This is a genomic window from Streptomyces sp. NBC_00009 (genome assembly GCF_045040855.1).
Taxonomy (GTDB): Bacteria; Actinomycetota; Actinomycetes; order Streptomycetales; family Streptomycetaceae; genus Streptomyces; species Streptomyces aureus.
This window is the reverse complement of sequence record NZ_CP108312.1, coordinates 5,651,321-5,672,447: the sequence shown is the minus strand read 5'-3', so window position 1 is coordinate 5,672,447 and position 21,127 is coordinate 5,651,321. Positions and strand designations below refer to the sequence as shown.

15 protein-coding genes, 1 other RNA gene and 2 pseudogenes are annotated in these 21,127 nt (G+C 68.7%); 9 read left to right on the top strand and 9 right to left on the bottom strand.

The features are described 5' to 3' along the window. Positions 1-12 precede the first annotated feature (12 nt). From OHA58_RS25580 to OHA58_RS25555, 6 genes and pseudogenes are all read left to right on the top strand, one after another. Positions 13-528 carry a hypothetical protein gene (locus OHA58_RS25580; protein WP_405485175.1) on the top strand — a complete coding sequence of 172 codons (516 nt, stop codon included), beginning with the start codon at positions 13-15 and terminating at the stop codon, positions 526-528. Positions 529-579: 51 nt separating this feature from the next. Beyond that, positions 580-1,377, top strand: a complete 798-nt coding sequence (locus OHA58_RS25575) for a hypothetical protein (protein WP_405481637.1) — start codon at positions 580-582, stop codon at positions 1,375-1,377. Between the two features lie 159 nt (positions 1,378-1,536). Beyond that, positions 1,537-2,847, top strand: a pseudogene (locus OHA58_RS25570) (DNA/RNA helicase domain-containing protein); the annotation flags it as partial. 375 nt (positions 2,848-3,222) lie between these two features. Beyond that, positions 3,223-6,840, top strand: a complete 3,618-nt coding sequence (locus tag OHA58_RS25565; RefSeq protein WP_405481636.1) for a DEAD/DEAH box helicase family protein — start codon at positions 3,223-3,225, stop codon at positions 6,838-6,840. Then, the gene (locus OHA58_RS25560; RefSeq protein ID WP_405481635.1) at positions 6,837-8,306 is read left to right on the top strand and encodes a restriction endonuclease subunit S; all 1,470 of its coding nucleotides are present in this window, start codon (positions 6,837-6,839) and stop codon (positions 8,304-8,306) included. Before OHA58_RS25565 ends, OHA58_RS25560 begins: the two co-directional genes overlap by 4 nt. Beyond that, positions 8,303-9,859, top strand: a complete 1,557-nt coding sequence (locus tag OHA58_RS25555) for an N-6 DNA methylase (protein ID WP_405481634.1) — start codon at positions 8,303-8,305, stop codon at positions 9,857-9,859. Before OHA58_RS25560 ends, OHA58_RS25555 begins: the two co-directional genes overlap by 4 nt. 143 nt (positions 9,860-10,002) lie before the next feature. On the opposite strand, the pseudogene OHA58_RS25550 reads toward OHA58_RS25555, so the two are convergent. The 3 genes and pseudogenes from OHA58_RS25550 to OHA58_RS25540 all read right to left on the bottom strand — a co-directional run. Then, positions 10,003-11,421 (bottom strand): annotated as a pseudogene (locus tag OHA58_RS25550) (IS256 family transposase); the annotation flags it as partial. 612 nt (positions 11,422-12,033) lie between these two features. Further along, positions 12,034-12,228, bottom strand: coding sequence for a DUF397 domain-containing protein (locus OHA58_RS25545; RefSeq protein WP_405481632.1), 195 nt, complete (start codon positions 12,226-12,228; stop codon positions 12,034-12,036). Beyond that, positions 12,225-13,082: a Scr1 family TA system antitoxin-like transcriptional regulator gene (locus OHA58_RS25540; RefSeq protein WP_405481631.1), complete on the bottom strand. Its 858-nt coding sequence runs from the start codon at positions 13,080-13,082 to the stop codon at positions 12,225-12,227. Before OHA58_RS25540 ends, OHA58_RS25545 begins: the two co-directional genes overlap by 4 nt. A 141-nt stretch (positions 13,083-13,223) precedes the next feature. Between OHA58_RS25540 and OHA58_RS25535 the strand changes: the two genes are divergently transcribed. Next, positions 13,224-13,718: an ATP-binding protein gene (locus tag OHA58_RS25535; protein ID WP_405481630.1), complete on the top strand. Its 495-nt coding sequence runs from the start codon at positions 13,224-13,226 to the stop codon at positions 13,716-13,718. 200 nt (positions 13,719-13,918) lie between these two features. Here the strand turns inward: OHA58_RS25535 and rnpB are convergent. The 3 genes from rnpB to OHA58_RS25520 form a co-directional block, all read right to left on the bottom strand. After that, positions 13,919-14,338, bottom strand: an RNA gene (gene rnpB, locus OHA58_RS25530) — RNase P RNA component class A. 44 nt (positions 14,339-14,382) lie between these two features. Continuing rightward, complete coding sequence (locus OHA58_RS25525; RefSeq protein ID WP_405485173.1) at positions 14,383-14,961, bottom strand: Uma2 family endonuclease; 579 nt, start codon at positions 14,959-14,961, stop codon at positions 14,383-14,385. Positions 14,962-15,081: 120 nt separating this feature from the next. Further along, positions 15,082-16,530 carry an RNB domain-containing ribonuclease gene (locus OHA58_RS25520; protein WP_405481629.1) on the bottom strand — a complete coding sequence of 483 codons (1,449 nt, stop codon included), beginning with the start codon at positions 16,528-16,530 and terminating at the stop codon, positions 15,082-15,084. 172 nt (positions 16,531-16,702) lie between these two features. Here OHA58_RS25520 and yaaA point away from each other — a divergent pair, with 172 nt between their 5' ends. Next, positions 16,703-17,509 carry a peroxide stress protein YaaA gene (yaaA, locus tag OHA58_RS25515; protein WP_405481628.1) on the top strand — a complete coding sequence of 269 codons (807 nt, stop codon included), beginning with the start codon at positions 16,703-16,705 and terminating at the stop codon, positions 17,507-17,509. Between the two features lie 89 nt (positions 17,510-17,598). Continuing rightward, complete coding sequence (gene eda / locus OHA58_RS25510; RefSeq protein ID WP_405481626.1) at positions 17,599-18,219, top strand: bifunctional 4-hydroxy-2-oxoglutarate aldolase/2-dehydro-3-deoxy-phosphogluconate aldolase; 621 nt, start codon at positions 17,599-17,601, stop codon at positions 18,217-18,219. Positions 18,220-18,267: 48 nt separating this feature from the next. Here eda and OHA58_RS25505 read toward each other — a convergent pair whose 3' ends face one another. The 3 genes from OHA58_RS25505 to OHA58_RS25495 are packed head-to-tail and all read right to left on the bottom strand — an operon-like array spanning position 18,268 to position 21,112. Next, complete coding sequence (locus OHA58_RS25505) at positions 18,268-19,497, bottom strand: bifunctional RNase H/acid phosphatase (protein ID WP_405481625.1); 1,230 nt, start codon at positions 19,495-19,497, stop codon at positions 18,268-18,270. An 8-nt stretch (positions 19,498-19,505) separates the two neighbouring features. Beyond that, a complete protein-coding gene (locus tag OHA58_RS25500) occupies positions 19,506-20,249 on the bottom strand; it encodes a zinc ribbon domain-containing protein (protein ID WP_405485171.1) in 744 nt (247 codons plus the stop codon). Continuing rightward, positions 20,246-21,112: a Nif3-like dinuclear metal center hexameric protein gene (locus tag OHA58_RS25495; protein ID WP_405481623.1), complete on the bottom strand. Its 867-nt coding sequence runs from the start codon at positions 21,110-21,112 to the stop codon at positions 20,246-20,248. The genes OHA58_RS25500 and OHA58_RS25495 overlap by 4 nt, the downstream gene beginning before the upstream one ends. Between the last annotated feature and the right edge of the window lie 15 nt (positions 21,113-21,127).

Genomic DNA, 21,127 nt, shown 5'->3' with positions numbered 1-21,127 from the left:
AGAACCAAGAGCATGAGCAAGAGCATGAGCGGGGCCTTGAACGGGGCCCTGTCGGGCAGGGCGTGGTCGGTGGGGCTGGTGGTGGCGACCGTCCTCACCACCGCGCTGACGATCTGGCTGAGCCTCGGGCTCTATGACCAGCACGACAGGGCACAGCGCCGCCAGGACCTCCTGGCCGCGGCCCGCCAGTCGGCGCTGAACTTCACCTCGCTCGACTACCGGCACTACGACCGGGACAGCGCGAACGTCCTCGAGGGCGCCACCGGCGACTTCAAGAAGCAGTTCGCCGCGCAGACCGAGCAGCTGACCAAGCTGGTCGCCGAGAACAAGTCCGTGTCCGAGGGCCAGGTTCTCGAAGCGGGCATCGTCCGCTCCGACGCGCACTCGGCGCGCGTCCTGGTGGTCGCCGACAGCAAGGTGACCAACACCGCCGCACCCAGGGGCGAGGCGCGCACCTACCGGCTGCAGCTCGACCTGGTGTACCGGGACGGCCGCTGGCTGACCTCGGACGTCGAGTTCGTCGGCTGACCGCCCCCCTCTCCACCCGTACCACCCGTACCACCCTTGAGGAGCAATACCGTGGCGAAGACGACCAACCGAAGCCGCGGCTCCGGCGCCGCTTCCGGCACCCGGCGCACCATGACAGCGGCCGCCCGCGCGGCGGCCAAGCGCGCGGAGCGCGGCCACCGCGAGCCGGGCCACGCGGCCGCCGGCGAGGAGGCCGCGGGCCGGCCCGAGGCACCGCCCGCCGGACGCACCCTGCTCATCGAGCCCAAGGACGAGAACGGCTGGGACGACCCGCCCGAGCCCTCGCCGGAGTCGTTCGACGAGCGGAAGGAGGACGAGCCCGACTCCGGTACGCCGGCGTGGCGCGGGCGGCGACGCCTGCTCACCGCGGTCCTCTGCGTCCTGCTCGTGGCGGGCCTGGTCACGGCCGGCGTGCTCGGGTGGCGTTACCGGGAGGGAGCCCGGGCGGACGAGGCGCGCGGGCAGGCGCTCACGGCCGCGCGGCAGGCGGCCCCGGTCGTCCTCTCGTACGACTACCGGCATCTGGACCGCGACTTCACCGCCGCCCGCGCCCGGCTCACCGGCCACTTCCGCGACGAGTACGGCAAGACCACCAGCACGGTGGTCGGGCCGACGGCCAGGAAGTACCACGGGGTGGTCAAAGCGACGGTGGCGCAGCCCACGGGCGGCGGCTCCCCGGCGGCCTCCGTGGTCTCGGCCTCGCCGGACCGGGCCGTGGTTCTTCTCTTCGTCAACCAGGTGACCACGAGCACCCAGGTCCAGGGCTCCCGCGTGGACCTGAACCGCGTGCGGATGACGCTGGCCCGTACGGCCGACGGCTGGAAGGTGAGCGCGGTCGACGCGCTGTGACCTCGGCTTCTTTCGGGGGCTCAAGGCCAGACGAGGTGGGCCCCTGGCCGAGTCCGCCCCATCCCCTCCTCGTGATCCACACACTCGCCTAGGATGGCGAGAACCATCTCAGCGGCCCGACGGGCTTCCTGATCCGCCTGCGCGCGGACATCGGAGGACATGCCCCCACCCGCACGAGTCTTCTTCGTGCTGCCTGGGGGCATTTTCTTGCTGTTCCGTGAGTCCGCGGCGTCCGTGGCCGCCCGCATCCTCGAAGGGTCGCTGGCGCTGCATCTGACCGAGAACTTCCGTCACCAGCATGGCCGGAGGCCCGCGCAGGCGGAGATACGTTCCTGGGAGCGCAGCCTCCCCGCGCTCGTCAACGCCCTCATCGAGGCCGGTCTCGACGACGTCGAAGTCCTGGTCGAGTACAGCCTGCCCCTCACCAGCAAGCGCGCGGACGCCGTACTCGCCGGCGTGCACCCGACGACGGGTGAGCCGTCGTACGTCGTCGTGGAGTTGAAACAGTGGAGCGCGGCCTACCCCGAGGAAGACGAGCCGCTGCTGTGCCGGATCGACGCGTACGCGCAGCCGATCCTCAACCCCATCGAACAGGTGCGGGGCTACTGCGAGTACCTGATGTCGTTCAACGGGGCCCTGGAGCGGATACCCAGGTCGCTGGCGGGGGTGGCTTTCCTGCACAACGCGACCGAGTTCGGGGTCGCTGGGCTGCGCGCCGTCACCGAGGACCAGCACGGACGCATGTACACCGGTGAACAGCGCGGCGCCTTCCTGAACTTCCTTCGCTCGCGGCTCGCCGCGAAGCCCGGAGCGGAGGCTGCGGACGTACTGCGCGACGCCAAGATCCGACCATCCAAGCAGCTGATGGCTGTCGCGGCCGCCGAGATCCGCGACCGCGAGCAGTTCGTACTCATCGCCGAACAACGGGTCGCCTACGAGAAAGTGATGTCCGCCGTACGCAAGGCCAAGCGGTCGAACCACAAGCAGGTGATCGTGGTGACCGGCGGTCCCGGCTCCGGCAAGAGCGTGATCGCGATGTCGCTGCTGGGCGAGCTGTACCGGCGCGGGGTGCCCACTCTGCACGCGACCGGGTCGCAGTCGTTCACCAAGACGATGCGCAGGGTCGCAGGGGCCAAGAAACGCGAAGTCCAGCAGCTGTTCAAGTACTTCAACAGCTTCATGGACGCAGAGCCGAACGACCTCGACGTACTGATCTGCGACGAGGCCCACCGCCTCCGGAAGACCTCCGCCAATCGCTACACCAAGGCAGAGCTGCGCACGGGCCGGCCCCAGGTGGCCGAGCTGATCGACGCGGCCCGGGTACCGGTGTTCCTGCTCGACCAGCACCAGGTGGTGCGGCCCGGCGAGATGGGGACCAAGGAGCAGATCCAGCGGGCCGCCGCCGAACAGGGCCTCGACTGCGCGGTGTTGGAGCTGGACAGTCAGTTCCGGTGCGGCGGTAAGACTGCACAGCAGCCTCGGCTACCGCAGTCCCGCCGAGTACGAGACCGCCCTCGCAGCCTGACCACCACACCGACGGTGTCCGTCAAAGCGGAGCAAGCTCAGGACCGTCACTGCTAGCTGTAGCACGCGATGGAGGCCTTCCGCGCCGACCGCCTAGCCTTCCCAGCTGCCTGGGTGTTGGCGGTGCACTCCCTGGCTCTGGCATGACTCCCCCGACCCTGTGAGCCCTCCTCGGCATTCTGACGAGAGCTCATGGGGGCGATCGCTTCCAGCGCCAGGAGCCGTCTGGCCGATGGGAACGGTGCGCTGTCGATGAGCAATGGCTCAGTAATCAGAGCTAGTTGATCAGAATCTGGTTGACTTGCCGACCGCCATGATGTGATGGTCGAAGGCTATGTACTGCATGGGATCCGTTGGGGGCAAGGGGTGTCGTTAATGCCGGGTGGGCACGGGGTGGACCCGGAGATCGCGCAGCTCGCTGCAGGGTCGGCGAATTTCGGGTACCTGCTCGCGCACGAGCCGCTGCTGGTCTCCCTAGGCGCGGCGACCGAGTCCTATGTCCACTCCGATGCCAACGCCGCGATGTTCAAAGCTCGGCTGTTCGGTGAGGTCTTGGCGCAGCACATGGTCGCCAGGATGGGCGTTCAGGTGACTGGGACAACACAGTTCGCCCGGGTGCAGGCGCTCAAGGACCAGGTACCGCTGAGGCCGGAGGTCTTTGGCTGGTTCGACACGCTGCGAGCCGTCGGCAACAGAGCTGCGCATGAGCATTACGGGGAGGTGCGGGCAGCGCTGCGTGCGTCGGAGGTCTGCTTCCTTCTGGGAGACTGGCTTCACCGCTCGACTACGAGCGACGCCACCCATCGCGTCTTCCTGCCGCCGGCTGCACCTCAGCAGGCTCCGGCACCAGCGTCAGCGGCTGATGAGGCCGAACTCGCGTCGTTGAGGGCGGAGCTGGAGGCTTACCGCAACAAGCTGGCTGAGGCGCGCCTTCGCTACGACGGCAAACTGGATCGGCTGCAGCGGGAGCAACAGGCACGGCAGGAGGCAGAGGCAGAGCTAGAGCGCGCCGATGCCGAGCGGCAGTCCTTGCACGGGCTGGTGTCCCAGCTGAGCGAGAAGATCACGCGGTTGGCGCAGGATCCGGACCGGGTTCAAGCCACAGCTGCAGATCCGATCGAGCGAGACCGGATTGTCGCGCGGGCGCAATCCGCCTCTCGGCCTCCGCTCAACGAGGCGCAGGTGCGCGTTGAGATCGACCGCGCTCTGGTGCTGGCGGGGTGGGCTGTCCAGGACCTTGACGACATGGACGTGGTCAACCACAGGGGAGCCGCAGTCCGCGAGGTGACCACTAGGGCAGGCCGGGCGGACTATTTGCTCTATGTGGATGCGCGTCTGGTCGGTGTGATCGAGGCCAAGCGGGAGGGCGCGGATCTTTCCGGTGCGCAGGAGCAGGCTGCCCGTTACGCCTCTCACCTGACCAGCGACCAGAGGATCAGCGCAGGTGGGTGGGAGCGGCTGCCGTTCCAGTACGTCTCGGACGGCAACACGGTGCGGTTCAGGAATGAGCTGGACCCTGATGCGCGTTCCCGCCGTGTGTTCTCCGTGCACCGCCCGGAGACTATGGCGCGCTGGATCCACGAGGCGGCGACGGACCCGGACAATCCCACCTTCCGGGCCCGGCTTCGGCTCCTGCCCGAGACCTACCTCGACATCGCACCGCTGCGCGAGGCTCAGGTCGAGGCGATCGTGGGACTGGAGAAGTCCCTCGCATGTGGGGACACGCGTGCGCTGGTCCAGATGACCATGGGTGCCGGCAAGACGCATGCGGTAGTCCAGCACAGCTACCGGGTGCTCAAGCACGCCAAGGCACAGCGGGTGCTCTTCCTCGTAGACCGCAACAACCTTGGCAAGCAGGCTGTGGAGGAGTACGAGGGCACCGCTGTACCCGGGGGCAGCCAGTGCTTCAGCGATGTCTACCCCGTCCAGCGGCTGCTGGGCGGCCCGCTCAAGGGATCATCCGACGTCGTGGTGAGCACCATCCAGCGGCTGTGGCTGTCGTTGACGGGTCAGCCCGTCCCCGAGTCGGGCGAGAACCAGGACGACAGGGTGGACACCTATGACGTCGAGCGTCCCGTCGAGGTGAGCTACAACAAGGACCTGCCACCGGAGACCTTCGATGTGATCTATGTGGACGAGTGCCACCGCTCGATCTACGGCAAGTGGCGCGGAGTGCTCGACTACTTCGACGCGCACATCATCGGCCTGACCGCGACCCCGGTCCCGCAGACCTACGGCTTCTTCCACCAGAATCTGGTGAGCGAGTACCCCTCAGAGCGTGCCGTTGCCGACAAGGTCAACGTCCCCTTCACGGTGTTCCGCATCCGGACCGAGCTCGGCGAACACGGTGGCCTGATCCCGGCAGAGACCGTGGTGCCGATCCGGGAACGCAAGACCCGCCGCGAGCGCTACAAGGCACTCGACGCCGACTTCAGCTGGAAAGCGCCCCAGCTGGGCCGGGATGTGATCAGCAAGGGCTCACTCAAGCTCGTGATCGAGACCTTCAAACACCATCTGTTCTCGGAGATCTTCCTGCCGATCGGTGAGGACGGGGCTCCGGCTCGGGCGCGGGCGACGGTGCCCAAGACCTTGATCTTCGCCGCTGACGAGAACCACGCCGAGGAGATCGTCGAGACAGTGCGGCAGGTTTTCGGCAAGGGTGACGGCTTCTGTGCCAAGATCACGCACACTGTCAAGCAGCCCGACAAGCTGCTCCAGCGGTTCCGCCGGGACCCCGACCTTCGTATCGCCGTCACCGTGGACATGATCGCAACCGGGACCGACGTCCGCCCTCTTGAATGCGTGTTCTTCCTGCGCAACGTCCGCAGCTGGGCCTACTTCGAGCAGATGAAGGGCCGCGGAGCGCGCACGATCGATCCGGCCGAGTTCCAGGCCGTGACCCCGGATGCCAAGGTCAAGGACCGGTTCGTCATCGTCGACGCCGTCGGCGTCACGGACTCCCCGCGTGTGGACGCCCAGCCCATGGAGCGCAAGTCCGAAAGGCAGCTCCCGCTGGAGCGGCTCCTGCGCAAGAGCGCCAGCCTGGTGATGAGCGAGGAAGAAGTGGCCACGCTCGCCGCCCGGCTGAACCGGCTGGACATGCGGCTGACCAACGAGGAACGGACCCAGGTCGCCCACCTGGCGGGCAAGCCGTTGGGCGAGGTCGTCGGCGGACTGCTCCAGGCCATCGACACCGACACCCAGGAGGCAGCGGACGCACAAGGCGGCGAAGCAGCCGTACGTAAACTCGTCGCGGACGCCCTGCGCCCTCTGGCCGGAAGCGCGGCCCTGCGCAAGCTGATCATCGGCCTGTGCTCGGCGCACATCGTCTACGACGAGGTCAACCCTGATCAGCTCATCGAGGCCCGGGGCATGACCGAGGAGGAGATCGCCACCCAGACGGTCGCCTCGTGGCGGGAGTACCTGCACAAGAACCGGGACGTAGCGGCGGCCTTCCAGATCGCCTTCACGGAGCGGAAGAACCCCCGTGAGGTCCATCGTCAACTTCGCGCCCTTGCCCAGAGCATAGCCCGCCCCCCGTACAACTGGACCATCAGCGAGCTCTGGACGGCTTACGAGAGGCTCGGCAAGGCCACGAAGCGCAAGCAGCAGAATGCGGGGGTCGCCGACCTCATCAGCCTACTGAGGATCGAACTCGGCCTCGACGAGCAGGTACTTCCCTACCGCAGCCTCGTCGAGGAGCGGCTACTGGGCTGGTTGCTGCGCCAGGAACAGGCTGGTGTCACCTTCGACCACGAGCAGTGGTGGTGGCTCGACCGCATCGTCGACGTCGTCTCCCTGAACGCCGTCCTCGAACCGGAGCGCCTCAATGACGTAGCGTTCGGGGAACGCGGGGGCGCCCACGGGTTCCTCGAAGCCTTCGGGCACGACCGCGGCCACACGATCTTGGAAGAGCTGGAACAGGAGCTGAGTGCGTGAACGCGGAGCTGCCGCCAGGGTGGGAGTGGGTCCGCCTCGGCGACATCCTCCTGTCCATCGAGGCCGGAAAGTCGTTCACCTGCGACCCGCGCCCGGCCGGGAGCGACGAGTGGGGAATCATCAAAGTCAGCGCCATGACCTGGGGCAGGTTCGACGCGACCCAGAACAAGGCCGTGCCCGCAGACAAGGACGTAGACCCGCGCTATGAGATCCGCTCCGGCGATCTCCTGGTCAGCCGCGCCAACACGGAAGCATATGTGGGAGCGCCTGTCCTGGTCGACGAGTGCCGCCCCCGGCTGCTGCTGTCGGACAAGAGCATGCGGCTCGACCCCGCTTCCATGATTAACAAGCGGTGGCTGCTCCACATCCTGTCGTCGCCCATAGTGCGCCGACAGGTCTCCGCGAAGTCCAGCGGAACCAAGGCGGCCATGCGCAACATCTCACAGCAGGCACTCAAGGACATCGTCATCCCGCTCCCGCCGGCCGACGAGCAGCGGCGCATCGCTGATGCTGTGGGCAGGGAGCTAGACCGACTCGATGATGTCGACTCGAGTCTGAAGGCGGCGCAGGGGCGGCTTCGCCAGCTCCAGAAGTCGACTCTGTTCGACCTCGTGCCCGAGGCGGCCCTTCCGGGATGGCGCATGACGACGGTAGGCGACGCCGGCGAGATCGACCTGGGCCGGCAACGTCACCCCGACTGGCACACAGGTCCTGAGATGCGACCGTACCTGCGGGTCGCCAACGTCTTCGAGGACCGCATCGACACTCGCGATGTCATGCAGATGGACTTCTCCGGCGTCTTCGACCGCTTCCGCCTCGAACCAGGTGACGTCCTGCTGAATGAGGGCCAGAGCCCGGAACTCGTCGGCCGGCCGGCTCTGTACCGAGGAGAGCCGTCCCAAGTTGCCTTCACCAACAGCCTCCTGCGCTTCCGTGCGCACGCCGACGTGCTCCCTGAATGGGCGTTGCTGGTGTTCCGCCGCCACCTCCACAGCGGGCGCTTCAAAGCAGAAGTGCGGATCACCACCAACATCGCGCACTTGTCAGCGACCCGGCTGAAGACAGTCGAATTCCCGGTGCCACCTCTTCCTGAGCAGGAAGAACGCGTCAGACTGGCGGCTGAGCGCTTCGCTTGCGTCGACCAGCTCGACGCCCTCATCAAACACGGCGCCCAGCAGGCACAGGCACTGCGCAAGTCCATCCTCGACCAAGCGTATAAGGGGGGATTTGCGGTCTCGGGCCCGTCGGACGAGCCTGCGGGGTTGCTCCTGAAGCACATCGCAGATGAGAAGGCCACGGCGGAGAACGACCAGGCCACGAAGCGCCGCGGCCGCAGAACCGCAATGGCGGCCAAGGCACCCTCGGCGGGCTCGGGTACGGCTTCTCGCCTTGCCGCCCCCACCAGCACAGCACCTGTCCCTGACGGCACTCAGGGCGCCTTTTTCAACCAGGAGTACGCGAAGTGAGCAGCAACGAGACCGCCCGTCGCCTCGTCGACAAGCTGTGGAGTTACTGCCACGTCCTGCGCGACGACGGCGTCTCCTCCATCGACTACGTCGAGCAGCTGACCTACCTGCTGTTCCTGAAGATCGCTGAGGAACAGCGCCCCTTGGGAAGGCTTGGCACCCAGATGCTTCCTGACGACGCCGCATGGGCGGAGCGCGGCTGGCCGGAACTGCTCAGGGCCAAGGGGAGCGACCTCAGCATGGTCTACCAGCAGCTTCTGGACGACCTCGGTAGCTCGGCCGACGACACAACGTTCCACCTGATCTTCGACGCTGCACGCAACAAGATCAGGAGCTCGACGCACCTGCGCCGACTGGTCGTGGACTTCATCGAGAGCGAGAAGTGGTCGGTCAACAAGACGACCGACGGTCAGCTCATCGACGTCAAGGGAGACGCCTACGAGCAGCTCCTCGCTCGGGGCGCCTCAGACATCAAATCGGGTGCGGGTCAGTACTTCACGCCGCGCGTCCTGGTCCAGACGATCGTGGAGTGTGTCCAACCCACCCCCAAGGACACCATCACCGATCCGGCCTGCGGGACCGGCGGTTTCCTCCTCTCGGCTTGGGACTACATCCGCCGGAATCACGGCGCCGAACTGACCGACGTCCAGAACGAGCGCTACAGGTCCGGAGGAGCGATCTGGGGCGCCGAGCTGGTGCACAACACCGCCCGGCTCGCTGCCATGAACCTCTACTTGCACAACATCGGCACTGCTTACGGCAAACCGGTCATCCACAACGAGGACGCGCTGCGCAACCGCCCGACGAAGCGGGCCACGCTCGTACTCGCCAACCCGCCCTTCGGTAGGAAGTCCTCGGTCGCTACCTACGACGAGGACGGCACGGCCGGCAACCGCGAAGCACAGACCTACAAGAGCCGCACCGACTTCTGGGACACCACCTCCACCAACAAGCAGCTGAACTTCGTCCAGCACATCGTCTCCCTGCTGGAAATCGGAGGTCGAGCAGCCGTCGTCCTGCCCGACAACGTGCTCTTCGAAGGAGGCGTCGGGGAAACCATCCGCCGGAGCCTGCTTCGCGAATGCGACGTCCACACCATGCTTCGCCTGCCCACGGGCCTCTTCTACGCCAACGGCATCAAGGCCAACGTCCTGTTCTTCACCCGCAAGCCTGCGCGTAGCGAGTCCGAGCCCCCAGCCACGAAGCGGCTCTGGGTATACGACTTCCGTACCCGGAAGCACTTCACACTCAAGCAGAACCCGCTCACGCGAGAGGCGCTGCAGGAGTTCGTCGACAGCTACCGTCCCGGGGCAGACCCCGACGAGCGCATCGAAACAGAGCGATTCAGGGCGTTCTCCTACGAGGAGCTCATGGAACGCGACAAGGCCAGCCTCGACATCAGCTGGCTTTCAGAGTCAGACGACAAGGATGGCGCCAGCCTTCCAGCCCCCCAGATCCTCGTAGAGGAGATTGCCCTGGACCTTCAACTGGCTCTTGGGGAGCTGGAAAAGATCACGGATTCGCTGCGCACAGCCCTCGTTACTGGTCCCTGAGCTGACCGTAGGCGGCCCGGCCTACCTGGGCGTGGCTCCGGAAGCGGTGGCGCGCCTCCAGCGGCTCTCAGTCCGGGCGAGACCGCGCGGAAGGTACACCGTCCGTGCTCACCAGGCCACGGCGGCCACCTGTCGCCCGGCCCTCAGCCCAGTCCTGGCATGAGAGGGCTGGAGCGGAGAGAGATCAGAGGCGAGGAGTCCCGTTCTCCAGGTAGGCGGTCGCCGAGCGAGAGCGGGCCCCAAGGGCGGCGAGGACGCGCCGGGCCAGGCGCGGGATGAGAAGCGTGTCGATCTGCTCGGCGGCGTGGAAGGCGTACTCGCCGATCTCGACTCCGTCCAGGTTGATCTGAGCCTGCTTGTCCGCCGGGAGGACGCCCCCGTCGAAGACGAAGAGCAGCTTGTCGCCCTCGGTCGGGTGGGGTGCCCAGTCCGTAACGAGGAGGTGGCCGATGGGCGGGGTGATGCCGAGCTCCTCCTTGACCTCCCGGGCCGGGGAGTGTCTTGTTCTTTGTGTAAGCCCTGGTGTTGACGCTTCTTCTGTGCCGTGTGCTGTTGCTACTGATTCTCGAGGACCCGGTCGCCATAAAAGCCGGCGAGGGTGTTGATGCCCCCTTCCAGTTGCGGGTGCGGCCGGTGACGTTGGGGCGGTTGGGCTGTCGGTCGCGGATCACGAGGTAGAGCACCTTCAGAGCGGAGTCCTCGTCGGGGAAGTGCCCGCGTCGGCGGGTGGCCTGGCGGAAGCGGGCGTTGAGGCTCTCGATCACGTTCGTCGTATAGACGATCTTGCGGATCTCGGGCGGGAAGCGGAGGAACATCACGAAGTGTTCCCAGTTGCGGCGCCACACTCCGATCAAGGCCGGGTAGCGGGCGCCCCATTCGGCCTCGAACTCCGCGAAACGGTCCTCTGCCGCGTCCGCGTTGGCGGCGGTGTAGACGTGGCGGAGCTCCCTGGCGATCTGCGCCCAGTACTTGGTGGAGGCGTACTTCAGGCTGGCGCGGACCATGTGGACCACGCACAGCTGCACATCCGCCTGCGGCCAGGTGTTCTGGATCGACTCCGGCAGTCCCTTCAGCCCGTCACAGCAGGCGATCAGCACGTCCTCCACCCCGCGGTTGCGGAGTTCGGTCAGCCAGGTCTTGGCGCCCTCGCCGCCCTTGCCGACCCACATCCCCAGCACGTCCCGCTCGCCCTCGAGATTGATGCCCACCGCGACATAGACCGGACGGTTAGCGACGGCTCCGTCCCTGACCTTCACGACGATGGCATCGATCATGACGACTGCGTAGACACGGTCCCGCGGCCGGTTGCGCCACGCTTCCAGCTCCGAGCCGACCTGGTGGGTGGCCCGGGAGATCACGTCGCGGGAGACCTCCACGTCGTAGATCTCCGACAGATGGGCCTGGATCTCCCCGGTCGTCAAGCCCTTGGCATACAGCGCCAGGATCGCCGCGTCGAAGCCCTGCACCCGGCGGGAGTGCTTGGGCACGATCGCCGGTGCGAAGCTGCCGGACCGGTCCCGCGGCACCTGAAGATCCACCGGCCCGACGTCGGTCAGGACCGTCTTCTTCGAGGTGCCGTTACGGGAGTTACCCGACCCGGCACCGGCCGAATCGCCCTTCTCGCCCCGACCAGATTCACGCCCTCGGCGCGGGCCCGGGCCACCAACTGCCCGGCCAACTCCCGGTCCAGCTTCGCCAGTCTCGCCAACTCAGCCCCCGTACGTACGATGCTCGAGTCCTCGCGGGGGTGCTCGCTCTTGGTCCCCACGGTGATCCTTCCCGGCAGAGGTCCCACCTCATGCCATCCGGGTCACACCGGGGCATACGCAATCTTTAGGACAGCCCCGATGCCGACCTTCGGCTTGGAAAGCTGCGGACAACTAGGCCCCGCTGTAGCACTGACCTGGTCGAATGGCCAGTTCGTGGTCTCCGCGGTCTCGGTTGCATTCACCGTGATTCCCCGCTGTTCCCCGCTCGATCTGGTGCGGTTGCGGTGCGCGCACTCGTGATGCTTGGCACCACTTGCCTCGGCTTGGCTGTGTGCGTCTGATCGGCGCGTGCAGGGAGGGCCGGGGCCGTGCTGGTGGAGTTGAGCGTGGCCGCACAGCGGTATCACGCGGTCATGGAGGTTGCCGCGGGGGTTCCGGTGCTCGTTCGTGGCCCCACGTTGCGCCTCAGAGCCCTACCGCGAAGTCCACGAACGCGGCCCACTCCAAGCTCCGAAAGGCGAGTTGGGCGCGGGCTGGAGCCTTGGAGTCGCGGACGTGGATGGTGCCGGACGTTGCGGCGACCTCCAGGCATTCGCCGCCCTCGTTACCGCTGTAGCTGCTCTTGAACCAGGCGAGGCGCGCGGATTCCGCGGTGTTCATCGTTCCCCCAGCAAGTCCTCCATCAGGTCCAAGGACTCCCTTGGCGTGAGCGCCTGGGCCCTGATGCTGCCGTACCGTGCGGCCAGGATACGTACTTCCTCGGCTTCCGTGATCAGTCGACTGCTGTTCTGCGCCTCCGTGTATCCCACCTGTGTCTTCCCCTTCGGGGTGAGCAGGACGAACGCGCCACCCATTCCGGCATGCTCCGCCCGATCCGTCGGCATCACCTGAAGCTCCACATTGCGCAGTCGACCGAGCTCGATCAGCCGCTCCAACTGCTCCTTGTGGACATCCGGACCACCGATGGGCCGTCGCAGTACCACTTCCTCGATGACGGCCGTCACCATGGGAAGAGGCCAACGCGTCAGAATCTCTTGCCGGTCCATCCGTGAGGCCACCCGCTGCTCGATGATGTCCTCACTCAGAAGCGGCTTACGCATCTCGTAGAGGGCACGGGTCCGCCGCTGGGTCTGCAACAGGCCGGGAACATCATGGTTGTTGTAGAAGTTGATCTCAACAGTGTCCCGCTCCAACCGCGCGTAATCTCTGAACCAAGCCGGATGCCTGACTCTCGCCTTCGCCTTGGCCTTCTCAACATCCTCAATCGTGGCCTTCAACAGCCCACCGGCCTCCAGCAGTTCATCCGCCGTCTCCAGGAACTCCCGCTGCGGCGTCCGTCTCCCCCGCTCCAGCGACGAGACCAGATCCTCGCTGTAGCCAAGGCGGTCCCCCAGCTCCTTCTGCGTGAGCCCGGCACGCTCCCGAAGTACCTTGACCTGCTTGCCGATCGCACGGTTCAGGTCGCTGGACTGCTCACCCTCGTCGTACGTCTCCTGCGGCTCCGTCACCGTCATCGCAACACCCGCCCTGCCGTCCCACGCCCCACCAGGTCACGGCCGACACCCCGTACAGGACACCGTCCGTACCGCTACACGCACCCTGCGTACCGAAGGATTCCCTGGTCAGGGTAGAGCGAGGCGGCCACGCTCAGTGACATGAAGTCAGAAATCTCCACCCGGCACTTCAGTCAACTCCTCAGCGCCACGCCTCGCGGGGCCCGCCTTGCCCGGCTGCTGGCTGTGCAGCAGCTCGGTGAGTGGGGCTGGCCGCACGGCTGCGCGGTGAGCGAGTCCGCAGGCCTGGTCGTCGCCGAGTTGGCGGCGAACGCGGTCGCCCACGGGCGCGTGAAGGGGCGCGGGTTCCGGCTCACGCTCACTGTCGAGGCCTCGGACACGCTCCGTATCGAAGTGGCCGACCCACGAGGCGACCGCCGGCCCCTGGCCCGTCGTACCGCGAGTCCCACCGACGAGACGGGGCGCGGGCTGCTCCTCGTCGACGCCCTGACTGCCCGGTGGGGCAGTGAGCCATGGCCGCCGTCCGGGAAGGTCGTGTGGGCGGAGATCGGTCTTCCCCGCCCTGTGCTCACTGCTTCCGTCTCCGCCACTCAGCTCTCGACCGGGGCCGTTCCAGCACCGGAGGCGGCAAGCTGATCATGGAAGGCGGCGATCATGATCGACAGCTTCGACGAGGGGCTCCTCACGTCTACGGAGACCTCCTCCCACCTGGAGATCCGCCTCCCTCCACCGCCCTGGTCCACGGGAATTCCCGGGAGCTCAGGCAGAGGAAGGAAGTCCACCCGCACAGAAAAAGGCCCCGACCAGGCCATAAGACCTTTTCAGAGCCCTGCCGGCAGACGAGTCGGGCTGTACGCCGGGTTCTGTCGCCCGGTCGCCTCGCGGCGGCCGGGGAGACGGCCATCCATCTAGGGTCCGCATTGCTGCGGACCTCGTGCGGTCTACCCGCGGACTCGGGCGGGCAGCCCTCGAACGTCCGCGCAGAGCCGCCCCTTCTTGCGAGGAAGCGGCTCCTTTTGACCTTGCTCCAGGTGGGGTTTACCTAGCCGCCTGAGTCACCTCAGGCGCTGGTGGTCTCTTACACCACCGTTTCACCCTTACCGAGGGCCTTGCGGTCCCCGGCGGTCTGTTTTCTGTGGCACTGTCCCGCGGGTCACCCCGGGTGGCCGTTAGCCACCACCTTGCCCTGTGGAGCCCGGACGTTCCTCGGGAAAACCCTGGTGAAAGGGTCCTCACGCGGCCGTCCGCCCGGCTCGTCTGCCGTGCCGACCATGCTACCCGGCGCGGGAGGCCCCACCGGTCAGAGGAACGCCGAGGTCTCCAGCTCGAAGTCGAACGGGGCGGGGAGAGTCAGTGACTTGCCGAAGGGCAGCGTGCACAGCTCCCGGTAGTCGTCGCCCTCCGGGTCCCGGAAGAGCGTCACCGAGGAGGCTTCGCGGTCGATGAGGAGGTGGAGGGGGATCCCGCCGAGCGCGTAGCAGCGGCGCTTGGCCTCTCGGTCCGCCTGTGGCTTCGTGGAGGTGACCTCGACCACCAGGGCGACGCCTTCGCAGGGCATCCAGGGCTCGGCGCCCCGGAAGAGCCGACGATCCCAGGGGGCCAAGGTGCCGTCCGGGATCACGTGGTTGTCGGGCCAGGCTCCCCCGCTGTTCAGCTTCAGTCCCTTGTTCCCGGAGAACTGCATATCGGTCCGGGACCGCTTGATCACCTGGCTCACGATCAGGCTGATGCAGTCCTCGTGGTCCCCGTCCGGCGGCGGCGTCACGACGATTTCGCCCTCGATCAGTTCCGCCCGGAAACCCTCCGGGGTGTCCAGGGCAAGGAAGCCTTCGAGCAGGACGTCTGCTTGCGTGAGCGACTCGTGCGGCTCGTGCGCCATGGCCGTCATGTCACGCCCCTCCCTCGGTCGCTCGCCAGACTCGGCCATCGGGGGATCCACCGTCCGTGAGATCGGAAGTTCTTCCCTCGATCGTGGCACATGAGCGCGGGGCGAGGGGTCTTACGCGGGAGCGAACTGGACCTTTGCCGCTCCCGGGTCCGCCTGCGTCAGCCGTACCCGCAGCCGCTCCCCCAGCGGCAGCGGAGCCGTGCCGCCCTCGATGCGGGCGACGACCGCGGGGTCGGTCAACTGGACGGTGCCGACGGCCGGTTCCTGGTCCTTCACGTCGACGACGCACGCCTCGAAGATGTCGCCGATCCGGTCCTTGAGGAGCGCCGCCTCGACGATGTCGACGCAGCCGCGCTCGACGGCGTTGGCCCGGCGCGTGCCCTCCGCCATCTCCTTCGGCAGACCGGGCAGTGCGGCGAGCACCCACTCCGGGGGCGGGGTGCCCGCGCAGGCGGCCACGCACAGTTCGGAGGCGTAGCGGTCGGCGAGGCGGCGCAGCGGGGCCGTGCAGTGGGCGTAGGGCGCGGCGACCGCGGCGTGGACGGTGAGGTCGGGGAGCGTGCCGCCGCTGAACACGGTGTAGCCGGCGCCGCGCAGGAGCGTCGTGCACTCCTGGAGGAAGGCCGCGTGGTGCGGCTTCTTCGGGTCGAGGGAGCGGATGAGCTGGGCGTACGGGACGTGGTGCGGCCAGTCGATGTGCAGGGCGTCGGCCGTGCGGCGCAAGCGGCCGACGGCGCCGTCGGGGGCGGCGGGCAGGGTGCGCAGGATGCCGGTGCCGGCGGTGAGCATGAGGTCGGCGGCTGCCATGCCGGTGAGCAGGGAGATCTGGGCGTTCCAGCCGTCGGCGGGGAACGGGGCGCGGTAGCCGAGCTCGTAGCGGCCGTCGCGTTCGGTGATCTCCTGTTCGGGGACGTTGAGGGAGATGCCGCCGCGCTCGGTCTCGAGCTGTTCGCGCAGGCGCCCGATGTCGCGCAACAGCGCTACGGGTTCCTCGGCGGTGCCGTCGTCGATGGCCCGCTGCACGCCCTCGTAGTCGAGTTTGGCGCGGCTGCGGACGGTGGCGCGGGTGACGTCGGTGGCGACGGTGCGCCCGTCGGCGTCGAGGTCGAGGGTCCACACGACGGCGGGGCAGGTCTGGCCGGGGAGCAGGCTGGCGGCGCCCTCGCTGAGCACGGTGGGGTGCAGGGGGACGTTTTCGTCGGGGAAGTAGAGCGTGGTGACGCGGCGGTGGGCCTCGGTGTCGAGAGGGCCGCCGGGCGTGACGTACGCAGCGACGTCGGCGATGGCGTAGCGGACCCGGTAGCCGCCGTCGCGGCGCGAGAGGTGCATCGCCTGGTCGAGGTCGAGGGAGGTCGGCGGGTCGATCGTGAAGAAGGGGATGTCGGTGGCGTCCTTGCCGCCCGGTTCCGGCGGGTGCGGGGCCGCCGCGGCCCGTTCCGCCTCCGCGAGGACGTCGGCCGGGAAGGCCCCGGGGACGTCCAGGGTCGTACGCAGTTCACGCAGTGCGGCACGCAGCGGGGCCTCGGCTGCGCCGGTCACACGGAGATGACGGCGGGGCATGCACCGAGCGTAGGACGGGGCGGGGACGTCGGCACCCCGTGACCGCGGCCCCCAGGACTGCGGCGCCCTGGGATCCGCGGTGCCCCGTGTTCCCCGGCACCCTCTTCTCTTCCGTACGCTTTCGCTGGGGCCGCACCCCCTGTTCCGCATCACTGTCCCGAGGAGTCCGATCGTGCTCGTGCTGCTGCCGCCGTCCGAAGGCAAGGCCCCGTCGGGCCGCGGCGCCCCGCTGAAGCCTGAGTCGCTGTCCCTGGCGGGGCTCGCCGGGGCGCGGCAGGCCGTGCTCGACGAGCTGGTCGAGCTGTGTGCCGCCGACGAGGACAAGGCGCGCGAGGTGCTCGGCCTCAGCGAGGGGCTGCGCGGCGAGATCGCGAAGAACGTGGAGCTGCGCACCGCGGGCGCGCGCCCGGCCGGTGAGATCTACACGGGGGTCCTCTACGACGCGCTCGGTCTCGCCACCCTGGACGCGGCGGCGAAGCGCCGGGCGACGCGTTCGCTGCTGGTCTTCTCGGGTCTGTGGGGCGCGGTGCGGGTGAGCGACCGGATTCCGTCGTACCGCTGCTCGATGGGTGTGAAGCTGCCGGGGCTCGGGGCGCTCGGCGCGCACTGGCGCAAGCCGATGGCCGAGGCGCTTCCCGAGGCGGCCGGGGACGGGCTCGTGCTCGACCTGAGGTCGTCCGCGTACACGGGTGCGTGGAAGCCGAAGGGGGAGGTCGCGGGGCGTACGGCGACGGTGCGGGTGCTGCACGCGCAGACGGATCCGGTGACCGGTGTGGAGAAGCGTTCGGTCGTGTCGCACTTCAACAAGGCGACGAAGGGCCGGATCGTGCGCACGCTCCTGGAGACCGGCACCACGCCCGCGGACCCGGCCGAGCTGGTCGAGGCGCTGCGGGATCTCGGCCATGTGGTGGAGGCGCAGGCGCCCGCGAAGGCGGGGACTGCGTGGGCGCTCGACGTGGTGGTGACGCAGATCCACTGAGTACCGGTCCCGGAGCACCAGTCCCGAGCGCATTGCAGCATGCGCAACGCCCTTTGCGCATGCTGCGCAGCGCGGGGCAGGATGGCCCCATGACTGATTCCTCCGTGCTCGATCTCGCCCCTGTCGTACCCGTCGTCGTCGTGGAGGACGTCGCCGACGCCGTGCCGCTCGCGCGGGCGCTCGTCGCGGGCGGTCTGCGGGCGATCGAGGTGACGCTGCGGACGCCGGCCGCGCTGGACGCGATCCGCGCCATCGCGGACGAGGTGCCGGACGCCGTCGTCGGCGCGGGCACGGTCATCTCACCGCAGAACGTCACCGACTCCGTCGCCGCCGGCGCGCGCTTCCTGGTCAGCCCCGGCTGGACCGACACGCTGCTCGACGCGATGAAGAAGTCCGGTGTGCCGTTCCTGCCGGGCGTCTCCACGACGTCGGAGGTCGTGGCGCTCCTGGAGCGCGGGGTGAGCGAGATGAAGTTCTTCCCCGCGGAGGCCGCGGGCGGTGTGCCGTACCTGAAGTCGCTGGCCGGTCCGCTGCCGCAGGCGCGGTTCTGCCCGACCGGCGGTGTCTCCCTCGGCTCGGCGCCCTCGTACCTGGCGCTCAAGAACGTCGGCTGTGTGGGCGGCAGTTGGATGCTTCCCGCGGACGCGGTCGCGGCGAAGGACTGGGCGCGGATCGAGACGCTGGCCCGCGAAGCGGCCGGCCTCAAGTAGCCCGGGCGTCAGCGCGGCAGTCCGGACGTCAGCGCGGTAGCCCGGACGTCAGCGCAGGTGCGCCGTCTCGTTGAGAAGGCGCACGCTCGCGTTGCCGTCCCCGTAGTACGCGACCGCCGAGAGCGACGCCGCCGAGAGTTCCATCCGGAACAGTGACTCCGGCGGCGCGCCGAGCGCGAGCCGTACGAGCGTCTTGATCGGCGTGACGTGCGTGACCAGGAGGACCGTGCGTCCCGCGTACTGCCCGACGAGCCGGTCCCGCGTCGCGGCGACCCGGCGGGCGACCGCCGCGAAGCTCTCGCCGCCCCCGGTCGGCTCCGCCTTCGACGAGGCCAGCCAGGCGTTCATGTCGTCAGGGAAGCGCTCGCGGACCTCCCCGAAGGTCAGCCCCTCCCACGCCCCGAAGTCCGTCTCGCGCAGGCCCTCTTCGATGTGGACGTCGAGCCCGAGGCGGGCCGCGACGGTCCGCGCCGTCTCCTGGCACCGCTTGAGCGGCGACGAGACGATCGCCTGGACGGTGCCGCGGGCGGCGAGCGCTGCGGCGACCCGCTCGGCCTGCGCGCGCCCCGCCGCGGACAGCTCGGGGTCGGCTCCGCCGGAACCGGAGAACCGCTTCTCGGGCGTGAGCGCGGTCTCGCCGTGCCGCAGGAGTACGAAGGTGGCGGGCGCCCCGAGATCGGGCGCCGCCGACCAGCCCTGGGACGCGGTGCTCGCCACGTTCCCCGCGGCCCGCACGTCCGCGTTCCCGCGCGCTCCCGCGAGCGCGGCCCGCGCCTTCGCCGCCCCGGCCGCCGCGTCCCCGGGCGGACCCGAAGGCTTCGGAGTATCGAGCTCGGCGGTCGAGCGCGAGGCCTCCCACTGCTTGCCCTGCTTGCCCGCGTCCATCGCCTCGTTGGCGAGCCGGTCCGCGTGCTTGTTCCGCTCGCGCGGGATCCACTCGTACGTCACCTGCGACGCCGGCAGCACGGTCGCCGCCTCGGCGGCGAGGGGCTTCATGTCGGGGTGCTTGATCTTCCAGCGGCCCGACATCTGCTCGACGACGAGCTTGGAGTCCATCCGGACGTGCACCGACGCCTGCGGGTCGAGGGCGTGCGCGGCGCGCAGGCCGGCCACGAGTCCCCGGTACTCGGCGACGTTGTTCGTGGCGACGCCGATGTACTCGGCGGCCTCCGCGAGGGTCTCCCCCGTCGCCGCGTCGATGACGACCGAGCCGTAGCCCGCGGGCCCCGGGTTGCCCCGGGAACCGCCGTCGGCCTCGACGATGAACTCCCGCACCACGAAGGCTCCTACAGGCCGGACTCGGACGTGCGCACCAGGATCCGGTGGCAGTTCTCGCAGCGCACCACGGAGTCGGGCGCCGCGGCCCGCACCTCGTTCAGCTCGGTGATGTTCAGCTCCATGTGGCAGCCCTCGCAGCGGCGCTGGTAGAGGCGGGCCGCACCGACGCCGCCCTCCTTGACGCGCAGCTTGTCGTAGAGCTTCAGCAGGTCCTCGGGGACGGAGCCGGCGACGATCCCGCGCTCCTTCGTGGCCGTGGCCGTCTCGCCGTCGAGCTCCTCGAAGGAGGCGTCGCGGCGGGCCGTCGCGGCGTCGATCTTGCCCTGGACGGAGGCGACCCGGCCGGTGAGCTCCTCGAAGCGCTCCTGCGCGGACTCGCGGCGCTCCATGACCTCGAGGACGACGTCCTCCAGGTCACCCTGGCGCTTGGCGAGCGAGGCGATCTCGCGCTGGAGGTTCTCCAGGTCCTTGGGGGACGTGACGGCGCCGGAGTCCAGGCGCTGCTGGTCACGGGCGGCGCGCTGGCGGACCTGGTCGACGTCCTGCTCGGCCTTGGTCTGCTCGCGGGCGCAGTCACTCTCCTCGGTCTGCGCGGCGACGTGCAGGTCGCGCAGCTGCGTGAGGTCCTTGTTCAGCGACTCGATCTCGGCGTGCTCGGGCAGCGACTTGCGCTTGTGCGCGAGCTGCTGGAGGCGGGTGTCCAGAGCCTGGATGTCGAGGAGTCGGATCTGGTCGGCGGGCGCGGCGTTCAGTTGGGGGCTCCAGTTGGGATCGGTGTGGCATTGGACGCCGCGTGGGCGGTCCAGGGGTCGGTGACCGTCTTCGAGACGTGGACGCGAAGTCCCCATCCGTTGCGGTCGGAGATCTCGTCGAGCTGGGCTGCGGCCAGCTCGCACCAGGGCTGCTCGGTGGCCCAGTGGGCGGCGTCGAGCAGCGCCGGCGGGCGATGTTCGCGATCCTCCATGAACTCGGAGGCCGGGTGGTGGCGCAGGTCCGCGGTGAGGAAGGCGTCGACGCCCGCGGCGCGCACGTCGGCGAAGAGGCTGTCGCCGGAGCCGCCGCTGACGGCGATCGTGCGGATCGTCGCGTCGAGGTCGCCGGAGATGCGGATGCCCTGCGCGGTGGCGGGCAGCCGGTCGGCGGCAAGGCCGGCCAGTTCGCGCAGGGTGACGGGGGGTTCGAGTTCGCAGATCCGGCCGAGTCCGCGGCGGCCCGCGGGGTCGGTCGGGTCCGGTACGAGGGGGCCGGTGACGCGGAGGTCGAGGGCTCCCGCGAGCGCGTCGGAGACGCCCGGGTCGGCACGGTCGGCGTTGGTGTGCGCGACGTGCAGAGCGACGTCGTTCTTGATCAGGGTGTGGACGACGCGGCCCTTGAAGGTGGTGGCGGCGACGGTCGTGGTGCCGCGCAGATAGAGCGGGTGGTGCGTGACCAGGAGGTCCGCGCCCAGCATCAGCGCCTCGTCGACGGTCTCCTGGACGGGGTCCACGGCGAACAGGACCCGGGAGACCTCGGCGTCGGGGTCGCCGGCGACCGTGCCGACCGCGTCCCACGACTCGGCCCGCTCGGGGGGCCACAGCTTCTCGAGCGCGGCGATGACTTCAGACAGACGGGGCACGGTGAAAGGCTACCT

Excerpts from the sequence above, each read along its gene's own strand:
- OHA58_RS25580 (WP_405485175.1), top strand. The coding sequence starts at position 13 with ATGAGCAAGAGCATGAGCGGGGCCTTGAACGGGGCCCTGTCGGGCAGG.
- OHA58_RS25565 (WP_405481636.1), top strand. The coding sequence starts at position 3,223 with ATGGTCGAAGGCTATGTACTGCATGGGATCCGTTGGGGGCAAGGGGTG.
- OHA58_RS25545 (WP_405481632.1), bottom strand. The coding sequence starts at position 12,228 with ATGAACACCGCGGAATCCGCGCGCCTCGCCTGGTTCAAGAGCAGCTAC.
- OHA58_RS25540 (WP_405481631.1), bottom strand. The coding sequence starts at position 13,082 with ATGACGGTGACGGAGCCGCAGGAGACGTACGACGAGGGTGAGCAGTCC.
- OHA58_RS25535 (WP_405481630.1), top strand. The coding sequence starts at position 13,224 with ATGAAGTCAGAAATCTCCACCCGGCACTTCAGTCAACTCCTCAGCGCC.
- OHA58_RS25525 (WP_405485173.1), bottom strand. The coding sequence starts at position 14,961 with ATGGCGCACGAGCCGCACGAGTCGCTCACGCAAGCAGACGTCCTGCTC.
- OHA58_RS25520 (WP_405481629.1), bottom strand. The coding sequence starts at position 16,530 with ATGCCCCGCCGTCATCTCCGTGTGACCGGCGCAGCCGAGGCCCCGCTG.
- eda (WP_405481626.1), top strand. The coding sequence starts at position 17,599 with ATGACTGATTCCTCCGTGCTCGATCTCGCCCCTGTCGTACCCGTCGTC.